This window comes from Thalassotalea euphylliae, assembly GCF_042682785.1.
GTDB lineage: Bacteria > Pseudomonadota > Gammaproteobacteria > Enterobacterales > Alteromonadaceae > Thalassotalea_F > Thalassotalea_F euphylliae.
Window position 1 is genome coordinate 457,931 of sequence record NZ_JBHUIB010000001.1, and the last position, 14,451, is coordinate 472,381.

Below are 14,451 nucleotides of genomic sequence, written 5' to 3' on the forward strand. Positions count from 1 at the left end.
TCAATATGATAAGCATAGTAGCTTATTAAACGAGCAATTCAAGTAAAATTTTAGTAACAATTATTGTACAGACACCCGTCTTTTCGATTATTTGTACTTATAAAACAATAAATTAATCACTATTAAACAGGGCTTGCTGGCGCAAAAACTCGAGGTCTCGAGTCGCGCGTTCAATATCAGGATTCGATAGGAAATTTCTAAAAACACGCAAGCTTCCGCTGACCATTGATTGCTCAACATCACGGTCAAAGTACTGTGCAAATCCCGCTGATTCATTGAGTAGCGTGTAATTCTTTTTCGCAAAATGCCCTGTATCTTGATTTGGATTTTTTTTAGGAACACTCTGACCAAGCACTTTAGCTATCTGATCTTGCATGTCGGGATGGGCAAGAAAGTTCAGAAACGCCCGTGCTTGTTTCGGGTGCTTGGTTTTTTTCGCAATAATGAAGACATCTAGCGGAATGTCTTCATAACGAGGTAGATCTGGCGTTATTTCAGGAAAAGGATAAAAACCAATATCTTTCACAAAATGCTGAGGAACATCACTATCAAGAAAGTTAGCCAATAGCGCCATACCCGCTACTTTACGGTAAAGCGGTGGAAGAATACTGCGCCAGTCAATGTGCTGATGCCCCTTGTAAAAGCAATTGGCATCAATTAATTGCTTCCAGTACTCAAATACTTCTACCACGCGTTGATCTGTGTACGCTATTTCGCCGCGCAACAATTGTTGATGGAAGATCAACCCGTTTAAACGCAAATCAATATAATCAAACCATGCAGCAGGTACCCACGGGTCATCGCTACCTATCATGATAGGGGTAATACTCTTTGACGTTAATTCCCTGCAGTAATCGACTAACTCAGGCCAATTCTTTGGTCGAATCACTTCCAGTTCATTTAGCAGCGTGTGGTTATAAACCATGCCCCAAGCATAAAATGCGAAAGGTAAGCCATACAAATTACCATCGTATCGCACAGCATCCTGGACTTGCGCTGGAAATAAATTCGCCCATTGATTGTCGCGCCACATATCGTTAAGCGGCGCAATAAGATTATTTTTAGCTAAAAACGTTAAACGGTTGCCCGCTTGCCAGTAGAGAACATCCATCTCTCCTGATTCAAGCCAACCGGAGACGGCTTGTTTATATTCAGCATCTAACAAACCGTGGAAATTTACTTTGATATTGGGATTTGAGCTCTCAAATTTTTGCTTAACTTGCTTGAACAGACCACGATGCCCCTTTGTGCTGAAAAGCACAGCGACGTTAAGCTCAACAGATGAAGGAGAGGTGACATTAGGTGCAGATGATAGTGCGTAAGGTGGAGACAAGAAATACACCAAAATGAAGAAAGCGACCATTGCTATCGTTTTCATCTGCACTCCCCTGCGCAAAAATCTCTCTAATATTGAGTATTGCACAGCAATTCTAGCAGTCAAAAATCTCGCCAAATTAGTTGTTTGAAATCAGAACTTAAAATATAAATGGCAAAGTGTTGGGCGTGTTTTCACTTGACATATTAACCCTACGCTTTAATTTATCATATTAATAATGTTTTATATAACACTGAGATGACCAATGGACCAGTACCTGCTTTCGATTGATCAGGGCACAACAAGCTCTCGCGCGATTATTTTCAATACATCAGGCGATATTGTCGCCAGTGCTCAACAAGAGTTTGAGCAACTTTATCCACAAAATGCGTGGGTAGAGCACCGCCCTGAAGACATCTGGAATACGGTTCTGGAAACAGCAAAACAAGCGATAAGCAATGCAAAGCTATCTCCGGAGAAAATAGCATCTATCGGTATTTGTAACCAGCGCGAAACCACACTCGTGTGGCATAGAGAAACTGGCGAACCGATTTATAACGCGATTGTTTGGCAAGACAGACGCACAAGTGAGTACTGTGCAGAGTTGCGTAAACAGAACCATGGTCGAATGATCACAGAAAAAACGGGCTTACTTATCGATCCGTACTTTTCTGCCACTAAAATCAAATGGGTTTTAGACAATGTAGAGGGTGCTCGTGAACTAGCGGAGCAAGGTTTACTGGCATTTGGCACCGTGGATACGTATTTACTGTGGCAACTTACTGATGGTAAAGCGCACTTAACCGATGCGACCAACGCATCACGCACGATGATATATAACATACATCAAGGGTGCTGGGACAAAGAGCTTTTAGAACTCTTAAACATCCCACCTTCAATCTTACCTGAAGTGTGTGACTCTGCATTTGATTTTGGTGTAACCACTAAGCTTGGTGGTGAAATCGCGATTCAGGGTATTGCCGGAGATCAGCAAGCAGCCCTTATTGGCCAAACATGTTTCAGCCCAGGTATGGCAAAAAGTACTTACGGTACAGGTTGCTTCCTGATGGTTAACACAGGTGATCAAGCCTTGCATTCAGCGAATAGGCTACTCACTACAATCGGCTATCAGGTTGATGGCAAAGTAAGCTATGCACTTGAAGGCTCAATCTTTATTGCTGGAGCTGTTGTGCAATGGCTTCGTGATGAAGTAAAACTTATTGGTTCGGCCAAAGATTCTGAAAGTATTGCTAATACAACACCGCTAGATCACGGCGTTTATTTTGTACCAGCTTTTACAGGCTTAGGCGCTCCGTATTGGGATGCGGACGCGCGCGGTGCAGTGTTTGGCTTAACACGCGGTTCGGGTATTAAAGAATTTATCTCTGCTGGCCTTCAGTCAGTGGCATACCAAACGTTTGACCTTACCAGTGCAATCACAAAAGACGGTATCAACATTGAAACCATGAGAGTTGACGGCGGTATGGCAGCAAATGAGTGGTTCGTGCAATTCTTATCAGATGTATTAAGTATTGAAATCGATAAGCCCAAAACCATTGAAACCTCGGCACTAGGCGCAGCCTATTTAGCAGGTTTGAAGGCTGGTCTTTATGAGTCACTCGAACACATTCAATCACAGTGGCAAACCGACAACGCGTATCAGCCGGAAATGGATGACGCTTTGCGCAGCAAATTGTTGTCTGGCTGGAAGGACGCCATTTCCAGAACATTAACGCAATGATAAAGATAAAAATAAAAGCGAAAAATAACGCCTAATAAAAAGTCCCTCGTAGTCGCGTGGCAAACTCCGGTTTGTCTCGCGGCTCATCCCCTTAACTTCCTGACTCCTTGTCTGTTCACTTGTTTTTCATACTCGATAGCTAATGCATTCGAGCAAAAAAATCTTGCAGGTAAACAAACTAAAATAGTAGTATTTATACTATAAATAAGTTTTAGGTTAAAAAGTCGATAGTCAAATTGCGAAAAATAGCGAATGATGGCAGTAATAATGTTGCTCTGTCGCGCTTCTGCAATGATTAATTGATAAAACAAACTTATATGGTTGCTAGTATTGCCACACCAATTAGCAATACAGCATGTGCTTGTTATTGGAATTCATTATGAGTCAGTTTGAATATACGCATCGCCGCAAGAACCCGCTTACCGGGGATTGGGTATTAGTATCGCCGCATCGAAATAACCGCCCATGGTTAGGTGCGACCGAATCAGAAAGTCGAGTTCAGCTGCCCACTTATGATGAAACCTGTCCTCTTTGTCCCGGCAACAGCCGAGCAAACGACACGACCAACCCAGATTATCAAGACACCTTTGTTTTTGTGAATGACTTTGGCGCGTTAACTGAAGCCGCTGATGCCGCACCAGAATCTGACGAGTTGTTTAATGTTGAAGTCGCAGACGGTGAATGTCGCGTTGTGTGCTTTTCGCCTGATCACAGTAAAACGATGCCAGAGCTTACGGAAGCTGAAATTGTCCGTGTTATTGAAACATGGCGGGATAACTTCAATGAACTCAGCGAGCGTTTCTCAAACATTCATATTTTTGAGAACAAAGGCGAGATTATGGGGTGTTCACAACCACATCCGCACGGCCAAATTTGGGCACACAACCATATGTCGTCAGAAGTTGCTAAAACGGATGATCAACAAAGAAAGTATTTAGATAAACACGGTAGCCCACTTCTTGCTGATTACATCGAGCGTGAGCTTAAGCAAGATCAACGCGTTATTGTCGACAACGAACACTGGATTGCCGTTGTACCATTCTGGGCCGCATGGCCATTTGAGACATTGGTTATCGCTAAAGATAACGTTCAAACCTTTGGACAAGTGACAGATGAGCAAAGTCAAACCTTGGCAGCGCTGCTTAAAGAACTGACAACGCGTTATGACAACGTCTTTAATTGCAGCTTTCCTTATTCAATGGGTTGGCACAGCGCACCTGGAGACAATGCTGACAATAGCCATTGGCGCTTACACGCACACTTTTATCCACCACTATTGCGCTCGGCAACAGTAAAGAAACACATGGTAGGTTACGAAATGTTAGGTGAAAGCCAACGTGATTTAACCGCTGAAACGGCAGCAGATATATTGAAGAAAGTTAGTACTCGCCATTACAAGCAGGGAGGCAACTAATGGAAGCTTCGTTACTCGCAAGTAAATTCACTGATATTTACGGTCATCAGCCTAGTGCCCTTTCCACGGCACCAGGGCGAGTGAATTTGATTGGTGAATTTACTGATTATAACTTAGGTTATGTACTGCCTTGCGCGCTCAATTTCACCACGCAAGTGATGTTCAAACCTACCAGCGACAACACTATTACGGTTTACTCACTTAACTACCCCGGTGAACACGATAGATTTGCAGCGAAAGACGACATTGTTGAGGGTCCTTCACAATGGGGCAACTACGTACGAGCAGTAGCCTATGTGCTGAGAAGGCGGGGCTATGAGTTAGCTGGTGTTGAATTGCTTATCACCAGTGATGTGCCTCAAGGGGCGGGATTGTCATCATCGGCAGCATTAGAAGTGTCGATTGCCGGCGCGTTTAATCATGCTTTTAATTTGGGTATCAGTGCACAAGATATAGCACTCATTGGCCAGCAAGCAGAAAACGAATTTATGCATTGCCAGTGTGGCATTATGGACCAGCTTATTTCGGCCAAAGGTGAACCCGGTAGTGCACTTAAAATTGACTGCCGTGATCTAAGCACTGAGTCTGTTGCTATTCCTGACGATTTATCGCTTGTTATCGTCAACTCGAACTACCCGCGAAAACTTGTTGAAAGCGAATACAATCAGCGCCGACTCGATTGTGAAAATGCTGCAGACAAACTGGGAGTTGAAACACTACGAGATGCCACACTTGAGCGATTGAACGCAGTTAAAGCAGCATTAACTGACAATGAGTACAAACGAGCTCATCATGTTATCACTGAGAATGAACGTGTTGTTAATACCATGCAGGCACTGCGTGATAATGATATGTCAGCGCTTCGTAAGCTATTAACTGCATCGCATGTATCACTTCGCGACAATTTTGAAGTAACTGTACCAGCAACTGATGGCTTAGTTGAAATCATTGGTGGTGCATTGGGTGAACGTGGCGCTGTTAGAATGACTGGTGGCGGTTTCGGTGGCGCCGTTATTTGCTTGTGTAGAGAGCAAGATATTGCTGACGTTAAAGCTGCCGTTGATGCGCAATACGAAGCTAAGTTTGGCCTTAAAGCAGATATCTTTGTTTGCCAAGCAGGGACAGGGTTGTCAGTACAAACATTAACTTAAACAACCAGAATAATTTCGTAGATAAATACTTTCAGATCTAGCTATCTCGCCGAATTCTATTGTCGGGGTGCCGACAGCACGAAAGAGGGAAAAAACGTTTGTTTCCCTCTTTCGTCTCCCTCAACGCCCGACGCAGCTATAGCGTTAATATATTCCTATCGCTTTCTTATTGTCCCTGATGACGGCACTTCCATGTGCAGGCATCAGCGCTCAACATCCTGTTTCACTCAATAAACGCTTTTTAGGAATACATCAACTTACTGCAACGGGTAACTACGAGCTAAACACGCGCGAATATGATGTCAGGCGACTTTAAACCACTAATTTCCTCTGCTCTTCTAACCCCATCGCCAATACAAAAGGATCTGCTTTTTGTTGGTCAATAAAACGGGATTTATCACTGATGCCTCGCCATTGATGTGCAATTAAACACTGTGCAACGGCTCCTCCCAATGTGGCTCCTGGACCTAAAATAATAAGCTTATCTGGCGCAAACTCTTTGATTGCGACTTCTATAGCTTTACTGAACTGATAAGTATCGACAACTTGCGTTTGTAATGTGTAATGGTACAACAGCTCCACAGAGCTACTATGTGGTTGCCAAACATTACCAATACCATCAATAAGTGGTATCGATGGCGGGCTAAACATATCTTTTTCTATCGTATGTTGAGCTTTATCAGCAACGTTTTGTAATAGCGGGGTATGGAAGGCGGCATGATTAAACAAGTTCATCGGGTAGCGGCTATCTATTTCAGGCAATGCTTCCATAAACGTTGCCAGCCCCTTGGCATTACCACCAAAAACACGATAGCCACCTAGTTCGATTGAGGGATACACCTCAGCACCTTCAATTTGTTGCACCGTAGCCAGCGAGTTTTCGATATCTGCAATGCGTTTTTCACAAATATGCCAATTATCATCCACCACAGGGTAAATCACCTGCCCACCAATCACACCATCAGTCATCATTGACCCCATGGTGTTTATCAAGTGAATGGCATTTTCAGGCGAAAGTGCCCCCGCTGCCGCTAATGCAATGTACCACCCCATTGAGTTGCCTGTGACACCAACAATGTCATACGCATCACGATTTATCGACATAAAATCAGCCATAGCGCATGCATAAATCAATGCCGAAGCATTCTCACCAGCCGTATGCTGTTTCAAAGAGTAATTAGCCATACTATCAAGCTCAGCTATTGATATCTGATCCAATGCGCTCCGGTAATTATCTATCCCTTCGACAAGCTCCACTTTGTCTGCATGATGACGATTTAAATAGCCAAGCTCTTCCTTATTGTAGGTGCCTCGCCCAGGACATATAACAACGACGCGTTGTTTGCTTTGACTAGCTTTCGTTGTGCTCATTCGCTCTTCCTCAGTTAGCTATTGCTATCAGCCATCATGGCTTTTGCTTTATCAACAATTTGCTGTTTTGAAGGCAATACATGATAGGCAGCGCTGCCAAGCGGAATAAAACTGTCTTCAGCCGCGATACGGGCAACCTTCATATCTTGCGACGGCTGACTCTCGTATAACAAGGTCGTCAACGCTTCGCTGATAGAACCAGTAATTCGACATTCATCAACAATGAGTATTCGGTTATAGCCACTCACTTCTCTGATAATTCCTTCTTCATCTAACGGTGCTAGAAAACGTAAATCCACAACTTTTGCATGAACCCCTTCACCTGCTAGTGCCTGTTGAGCTTGGCGCGATAAATAAAAGCCATTGCCATAGGTTACAATGCAAACATCTTTACCATCACCGTAGCTTTTAACACCGGTATCAATTTTATGCTCAGCGAGTGATTGATACTGATAAGGCGCAGTCCAAAGACCGTCACCTTCTTCCAATAAATCCTTGGTCATATATAAGGCTATAGGCTCTAAAAACACCACGACTCTTTGCTGCTCTTGGGCAAGTTTTATCGATGAACGTAGCATCTCTACGGCATCTTGACCGTGAGATGGGCACGCCATAACAACGCCCGGGATATCTCGAAATACAGCAAAAGAGTTATCATTGTGAAAGTGACCACCAAAGCCCTTTTGATAGGCAAGCCCAGCAATGCGAATAACCATTGGGTTGGTGTACTGTTTATTGGAAAAAAAGGACAGTGTTGCTGCTTCACCACGAATTTGATCTTCAGCGTTATGCACATACGCCAAGAATTGAATTTCAGGGATAGGTAAAAATCCATTATGGGCCAAACCTATTGCGCCGCCTAAAATGGATTGCTCATCCAACAGCGTATTCATAACGCGGTTCTTACCGAAACGCTCGCTGAGTTTTGTTGTGACATTGTATACGCCACCTTTGCGCGCAATATCTTCACCTAACATGACGATATTGTCTTGCTCAGCAAGCGCATCCAACAAGGTCCAATTAATCAATTTGGCCAAATGCTGAGGCTTCGCTAAATTATGCTTATCATGAGCAAACAAGGCCGCCCGCTCTTTTTCACTGATATGACGGTAGTTCGATGTTGCTAGATCATCAGATAGTGCATCCGGTACTAGGCTCTCCATCACCTCCTCTGCAGTCTCTAACCTCGGGCGACTTGCCGCTTGCTCAGCAACATGCGCGATTCTTGTTTCAACAGACTGGTAGAGCGCAATAATGTCATCTGCCGACATGATGTCATTGGAGAGTAAAATTTGGGCAGTATGGAGCAACGGATCTTGTCGTTCAGTTTCGGCAATTTTGGCTTCGTCTCTATAAACAAACTCTGCATCTGAGCCAGCGTGCCCTAGTAATCGCACCATTTTGACATGCAGAAATACAGGACCGTGTTGCTCTCTGGCAATTTTTGCAGCAAGCACTGACTTTTCATAAACATCCAGCACATTCAATCCATCACAGAAAAGATACTGAATACCCGCCCTATGCTGAAAGTTAGCCGCTATCCAGCCTTCAGGGGTCGAGGTAGAAATACCGATACCATTGTCTTCACAAATAAACACTATTGGCATAGGAATAGACTGGTAAGCCGTCCAACCGGCGGCATTTATCGCACCTTGTGCCGTAGAGTGGTTTGCAGACGCATCGCCAAAATTGCAAATAATAACGCCGTCATGCGCCATTACACCTTGATGGCCTAGCCTTGCTGCTAGTCCGATACTAAATGCCGCACCCATAGCTTTGGGTAAATGCGAAGCAATGGTGCTCGTTTGGGGAGGTATATTCAGTGCTTTTGAGCCAAGCACTTTATGTCGACCGCCAGAGATAGGATCTTCTTTCGAGGCTGCAAACGAAAGCAACATATCGTACAACGGGGTTTGTCCATCGACTTCTTTGCTGCGCTGCACGCAGAAAGCACCACTTCGGTAGTGCAAAAATGCCATATCAGTAGGTCTAAACGCTTTAGCATAGGCCGCATTCCCCTCATGGCCTGCGCTGCCAATCGTGTAAAAGCTTTGCCCTTGTTTTTGCATAATACGTGACTGTAAATCCAAATGCCGACTCATCACTTGCGTTTCAAACAAGTCAATTAAGTCCACATCTGATAAGCCAACTTCCTCGGGCCGTTTATCTGTGCTTAATGTTGGTAAGTCACCACTTTTGACGAAGCGAACAAAGTTCTCTTTTACCAATTGATTACGATCAGCCATACCTATACCTCTCCCTAAAACCAGCGTTATTGACGATTAGAAAAATGCCTGAATGCCAGTTTGAGCTCGACCAAGAATAAGGGCATGCACGTCATGCGTCCCTTCATAGGTATTAACCGCTTCAAGGTTCATGACATGGCGAATAACATGAAATTCATCGGCAATACCATTGCCACCGTGCATATCACGAGAGGTACGGGCTATCTCAAGCGCTTTGCCGCAGGAATTGCGCTTGATCAGTGAAATTGATTCCGTTGGCAGTTTTCCTTCATCCATAAGACGACCTGCTTGCAAGCAAGCCAGCAGCCCCGTTGTAATCTCCGTTTGCATATCTGCGAGCTTTTTCTGAATAAGCTGAGTAGCAGCTAATGGGCGTCCAAACTGTTTTCTATCCAAGGTGTATTGACGCGCGCCATGCCAACAAAACTCTGCCGCACCTAATGCGCCCCAAGCGATGCCATATCGCGCTTTGTTAAGACACCCAAAAGGGCCAGATAGGCCTTTCGCATTGGGCAGTTTATTCGCTTCGGGTACGAATACATTGTCCATGACAATCTCACCAGTAATTGACGCACGAAGCGAAAACTTCCCCTCTATTTTCGGTGCTGACAACCCTTCTACCCCTTTTTCCAAAATGAAGCCGCAAATGTCGCCGTCTAACTTTGCCCACACAACAAAAACGTCAGCGATAGGCGAGTTGGTAATCCACATTTTATTGCCCGTCAGCACATAGCCACCCTCAACTTTTTCAGCGCGGGTTGAAAGGCTCGCCGGATCAGAGCCTGAATCTGGTTCAGTTAAGCCAAAACAGCCAATCAACTCACCCGTTGCAAGCTTAGGTAAGTAATACGACTTTTGCTCTTCACTGCCGTACGCATGAATAGGGTGCATCACTAAAGATGATTGCACACTCATTGCACTGCGATAACCGCTGTCGACACGCTCAACCTCGCGCGCAATCAAACCGTAGGCCACATGGTTAACGTTGGCGCAGCCATACTTTTCGGGCAAGGTACAACCCAGCAAACCTAACTCACCCAACTCTCGCATAATGGACGGGTCAAATGTCTCATGTCGATTCGCCTCAAGAACGCGTGGCATTAGCTGTTCTTGGCAGTAACTATGGGCGCTATCACGAATAAGTCGCTCCTCTCCCGTTAACAGCGAATCTAGTAATAAAGGGTCTTGCCAATCAAAAACAGGCCGAGTGTTTGCAGTTGTCATGTTAATTACTCACAAAAAGTGTTTAAAAATCATGCTAAACGGGCTTAAACTAAAGTTGAAATATAGATTTACTTGATTAGCTATAGTTTTTATTTATAGGTATGGATTTACGCGCGTTAAAATATTTTATGGCGGTATATGAACAGCAAAGTTTTAGTGGCGCTGCTCGTGTTTGTTTTGTTGCCCAACCGTCAATTTCTGCAGCGGTTGCACAACTGGAGTCTGAACTTGCGGCGCAATTATTCCAGCGTCACGCCAGAGGTGTTCACCCAACCGCAGACGGAGAGAAGCTTTACCCTCTGGCCAAAAGACTTCTTGGGCAAGCCAACGCGGTAAAAGCAAGCTTTCAAGAACAAACTATCAAGCCTGAGTATAAACTTGGCGTGACCAAAGGTTTAGGGGTAGAAAGAATGAGTTCTTTGCTAAAAGAATTCACCAGCTCAGTATCTGATATGGCTCTTACCCTTGTACCTCCCTCAGAGGCATGTGATGCACGCATCATCATTAATGAAGAATTAAATATTGGTGAGCAATCCACACCGCTTTGGCAAGAAAACTATCTACTAGCCATTCCTTATAATCATCCGTTGTCGCTTAAAAGCAGTATTTCATTGTCTGACTTTAAAGGCCTCGCGATGATAAAAAGGTTCCCTTGCCAAGCATGGCAACAACTAGAGGAAGTGCTGGCACTCAGCGGAATATCTTTAGATATAAGGGCACAAATCCAAACAATTGATTATGCCCTAGGGTTAGTAAGTGCAGACTTAGGGTGTGCAATACTACCCGCTTATGAAGAGGTGTTAGTGCACTCCGATATTGTATTTAGACCAATAGATGAGCTTCAGTTATTTAGACGTGTTGTACTTGCGTACAATGTTGAATCAGAAATCACCAGCGTTTTAAAAACGCTGGTGACTAAGAGAGGATTAGCACTTATCGAGTAGGTAAGTATTCAAATAAACCAACATATCCAGCCTTAATTGGCTGACCTGGCAGATTCCATTCTTGATACACTCTTACCAAGAAATAACCATCAATCATGCCGATCAATTCGAACTCTCGAAATCGCCATTGTTCACAGTCAGCATCACTGACATCACAGAACTGCAGGTACTCGCCTGTATTTGGGTTGCGATAATACTGCAAGTCATACTGGTTATCGCTGAAAGACCAACTAAATACACCACTAATGGAGTCATTCCATGTATCGCCGTCAAACGAGGTTTGCACACCTGTAGTGCCCGACTGGAAGTCGATTGCAAACTTCGGATCTATGCGGTTATCGATCAAAGGTTGATCAAAGAATGCAAAAAGCCCTTCTCTTTGTGCAAAGACGGGTGTGTCTTGAAGCACTGCGAAGGTTGAACCGTCGCCAATTAATTCGCCAGTATTGGTATCTTCAACGCTCATTGTCCAAATTGGAGACTCGCCTATTTGGTCAATTTGGCGATATGTCACCTCTAATCCCGATGCATAGCTAAGCACGAGGTTGCCATCTGAATTGACCCAATTCCCTGATTCTTGCGCGTAAATTTCAGAGACTTGTTCCGTAAACGTGCCATTTGCCGAGAATTCAACTAACCCAGATGCCGTGTAGTATTGGTCAGCACCGTTATCGATATCTGTTTGACTATACTCCTTGATGGTGGCTAGATAATAGCTGCCATCTGTCAGCGTAATAGTGTCTGTTGTCATTACATCGACAGCATCAAAGGTGTTAAAATGGACAGTGTTATCGAAGCAATTGCTGTCTTCATAACTTCCCGTTCCCTTTCGAACATAGACGTCTTTTGTACCAAGGCGATACATAAAACGGTATTCGAGTTCATCGGTATTAAAGTTTTGGCGGCTTGTTGAGCTGCTTCCATCTGCACAGTAGTAACCTGTAGCTGGACGAATATAGGTACCCTCAGAAAAACTCAAAGTGAAAGACGTATCATTCTTGACCCACGTCATTGGAAGTTGCTCTCTCGTTTTCACTAGATAACCACTACCATTTGACTCAAGCACCATAGATTCAACAGTGTACATTGATGATGCGACAGCGTAGTTTTGAAACTGAACAGTATCGCCAGCATCAAAATCAACAGTTGATGAAGAGTATGTATTGTTAAATAACGCATCTGCCTGTTGATAGTAGGCATTAGGATAATCTGCTCGCCATTGAGATAAATTTTCTCTCAACACAAAAGGAGAAGCCATTAACGCATTTATTGAGCTAAAGCCTGATGGAAGACTTACGTCTGATGACTCAACGAGCATGCGAGCGGCGAGCGCAAAGTCAAACAAATAAACACTATCAATATGGAGTTGATGTTCAAGCAACGTGGCGGCATTGGTAACGGCACCACCCGCTAAAAAGTTAACAAGCGCAAACTCTGCATTGGTTAGATAGGTAATATCTTGGTTCTCCACGACAAGTGCTTCATTCGCCAATGAATCTAACGTGCTAACATCCCCAAAGTAAGCGTTGATAGTATAACTTGCCGTTGGGTGATCAGCAGCAGCCGTCACAATTGCATTAGGCTCCTCAATGCTGATTTGCGCTTCATACTTTCCGTCGCTATCTGTTTGCACGGTAATATTGTAGCTACCAGCGGTAACCAACACATCAACACCACTTTGTTGAACGTCTTCGATGATACCGGTAAGCATAATGCCATTATTGACTTCAACATTTACGAAGCCAGAAGCAGAGGCACCATATGAGTCAACAACGGTATAGCCAAACAAGTCAGTTCCCTCAAAGGCAGGGTTTGATTGATAAACTAGCTTATTGTCTTCAATGGTTACTGTGCCGTTCGACGGCTGGCTGACAGACTCGATACTAATAGCATCACCGACAACATCAGAATCATTTGCCAATACATCAATCGTTTCTGAACGATTGGTCAGTGCGATAGCGGTGTCGTCTTCCACCACAGGTAACGCATTAGAGACATCAATAGAGACTGTTGCCTCGCTGCTCGCACCATAATTGTCGACAAGTGTGTAACTGAACTCGTCTACGCCGACATAACCGTCGTCGGGTGTGTAGGTAATTTCATTGCCTGATAACTCAATTTGCCCATGGCTCGCTAATGTCGTACCTGCAACAGATAGCGTATCGCCAACCGCATCTAAATCGTTATCCAGAGGTGTGATAACTACTGCAACATTTTGCTCAGTAGCGACTGAATCAGCCTCGCCTACAGGTAATTGGTTGTCTACAGAGACGGTCACCGTTGCAGTCGATTCATCACCTAACGTGTCTCTTACTACATAACCGAACGAGTCCTGACCAACAAAACCATTATTCGGCACATACGTCGCAACATTGCCAGACAAGCTGACTTGACCGTTACTTGGTGCAGTGACACTTACAATCGTTAAATCATGACCTGCTAGCGAACTGTCATTTTCTAAAATATCTAACTCTGCGCTTTGACTTTGCGTAGTTGACACTGTGTCATTGACTGCCGTTGGAGGCTTATTTTCAATAGATACTGATACTGTCGCGGTATCGCTACCACCTTTACCATCGCTTACTGTATAGCTGAACGTATCACTGCCTATAAAACCTTCGTTGGCGCGATAAACAATATCGTTGCCAGAGATAGTCGCTTGGCCAGAGCCTGGTGATGAAACCGATGAAATTGATAATGTGTCATTGTTTTGGTCACGGTCGTTGGCCAGCACGCTAATCACAACGTCACTATTAACGAAACCTTGCACACTGTCGTCAGCGGCAACAGGTGCAACATTCGCTGCCGTTGAAGAAGAGCTGCTAGAGCCTCCTCCCCCACCACCACCGCATGCGGCTAAAGAGAATATTGTGGAAACAAGGAAAAGTTGGCGCAAAGAAGAGTTAGTCATCAATTGTCCCTAATCAAGCGTTATATCTATTATTTTTTGAGCAGTAGACTACCCCTTAATATACGGTTATACAATGTATTGGGACACATTTGTTATAAATTTGTTATAAATTCGTGAGTGCCCTGCGATAACTG

Annotated in this window: 9 protein-coding genes; 4 read left to right on the forward strand and 5 right to left on the reverse strand. The window is 44.2% G+C overall.

Annotation, left to right across the window (positions count from 1 at the left end; all coding sequences use genetic code 11):
* Positions 1-112: 112 nt before the first annotated feature.
* On the reverse strand, positions 113-1,378 hold the full coding sequence (locus tag ACFSJY_RS02115) for an ABC transporter substrate-binding protein (RefSeq protein ID WP_386030609.1): 1,266 nt from the start codon (positions 1,376-1,378) through the stop codon (positions 113-115).
* 202 nt (positions 1,379-1,580) lie between these two features.
* On the opposite strand from ACFSJY_RS02115, the gene glpK reads away from it, so the two are divergent.
* From glpK to galK, 3 genes are all read left to right on the forward strand, one after another.
* Positions 1,581-3,056, forward strand: coding sequence for a glycerol kinase GlpK (gene glpK, locus ACFSJY_RS02120; RefSeq protein WP_386030611.1), 1,476 nt, complete (start codon positions 1,581-1,583; stop codon positions 3,054-3,056).
* 379 nt (positions 3,057-3,435) lie between these two features.
* The gene (locus tag ACFSJY_RS02125; RefSeq protein ID WP_386030613.1) at positions 3,436-4,470 is read left to right on the forward strand and encodes a UDP-glucose--hexose-1-phosphate uridylyltransferase; all 1,035 of its coding nucleotides are present in this window, start codon (positions 3,436-3,438) and stop codon (positions 4,468-4,470) included.
* Positions 4,470-5,621, forward strand: a complete 1,152-nt coding sequence (galK, locus tag ACFSJY_RS02130; protein ID WP_386030615.1) for a galactokinase — start codon at positions 4,470-4,472, stop codon at positions 5,619-5,621. Before ACFSJY_RS02125 ends, galK begins: the two co-directional genes overlap by 1 nt.
* Positions 5,622-5,933: 312 nt before the next feature.
* Here galK and ACFSJY_RS02135 read toward each other — a convergent pair whose 3' ends face one another.
* From ACFSJY_RS02135 to ACFSJY_RS02145, 3 genes are read right to left on the reverse strand one after another with little or no spacing between them, the layout of a single operon-like run.
* Entirely contained in the window at positions 5,934-6,992 is a 1,059-nt protein-coding gene (locus ACFSJY_RS02135) for an ACP S-malonyltransferase (RefSeq protein WP_386030617.1), read from the reverse strand.
* A 14-nt stretch (positions 6,993-7,006) separates the two neighbouring features.
* Positions 7,007-9,238, reverse strand: a complete 2,232-nt coding sequence (locus ACFSJY_RS02140; protein WP_386030619.1) for a dehydrogenase E1 component subunit alpha/beta — start codon at positions 9,236-9,238, stop codon at positions 7,007-7,009.
* A 36-nt stretch (positions 9,239-9,274) separates the two neighbouring features.
* A complete protein-coding gene (locus ACFSJY_RS02145) occupies positions 9,275-10,462 on the reverse strand; it encodes an acyl-CoA dehydrogenase (RefSeq protein ID WP_386030621.1) in 1,188 nt (395 codons plus the stop codon).
* A gap of 101 nt (positions 10,463-10,563) precedes the next feature.
* Between ACFSJY_RS02145 and ACFSJY_RS02150 the strand changes: the two genes are divergently transcribed.
* On the forward strand, positions 10,564-11,406 hold the full coding sequence (locus ACFSJY_RS02150) for a LysR family transcriptional regulator (protein WP_386030623.1): 843 nt from the start codon (positions 10,564-10,566) through the stop codon (positions 11,404-11,406).
* Here the strand turns inward: ACFSJY_RS02150 and ACFSJY_RS02155 are convergent.
* The gene (locus tag ACFSJY_RS02155) at positions 11,396-14,317 is read right to left on the reverse strand and encodes an Ig-like domain-containing protein (protein ID WP_386030625.1); all 2,922 of its coding nucleotides are present in this window, start codon (positions 14,315-14,317) and stop codon (positions 11,396-11,398) included. The two genes, ACFSJY_RS02150 and ACFSJY_RS02155, sit on opposite strands and share 11 nt — an antisense overlap.
* Between the last annotated feature and the right edge of the window lie 134 nt (positions 14,318-14,451).

Excerpts from the sequence above, each read along its gene's own strand:
- ACFSJY_RS02150 (WP_386030623.1), top strand. The coding sequence starts at position 10,564 with ATGGATTTACGCGCGTTAAAATATTTTATGGCGGTATATGAACAGCAA.
- ACFSJY_RS02140 (WP_386030619.1), bottom strand. The coding sequence starts at position 9,238 with ATGGCTGATCGTAATCAATTGGTAAAAGAGAACTTTGTTCGCTTCGTC.
- glpK (WP_386030611.1), top strand. The coding sequence starts at position 1,581 with ATGGACCAGTACCTGCTTTCGATTGATCAGGGCACAACAAGCTCTCGC.
- ACFSJY_RS02145 (WP_386030621.1), bottom strand. The coding sequence starts at position 10,462 with ATGACAACTGCAAACACTCGGCCTGTTTTTGATTGGCAAGACCCTTTA.
- ACFSJY_RS02125 (WP_386030613.1), top strand. The coding sequence starts at position 3,436 with ATGAGTCAGTTTGAATATACGCATCGCCGCAAGAACCCGCTTACCGGG.
- ACFSJY_RS02115 (WP_386030609.1), bottom strand. The coding sequence starts at position 1,378 with ATGAAAACGATAGCAATGGTCGCTTTCTTCATTTTGGTGTATTTCTTG.
- ACFSJY_RS02155 (WP_386030625.1), bottom strand. The coding sequence starts at position 14,317 with ATGACTAACTCTTCTTTGCGCCAACTTTTCCTTGTTTCCACAATATTC.
- ACFSJY_RS02135 (WP_386030617.1), bottom strand. The coding sequence starts at position 6,992 with ATGAGCACAACGAAAGCTAGTCAAAGCAAACAACGCGTCGTTGTTATA.
- galK (WP_386030615.1), top strand. The coding sequence starts at position 4,470 with ATGGAAGCTTCGTTACTCGCAAGTAAATTCACTGATATTTACGGTCAT.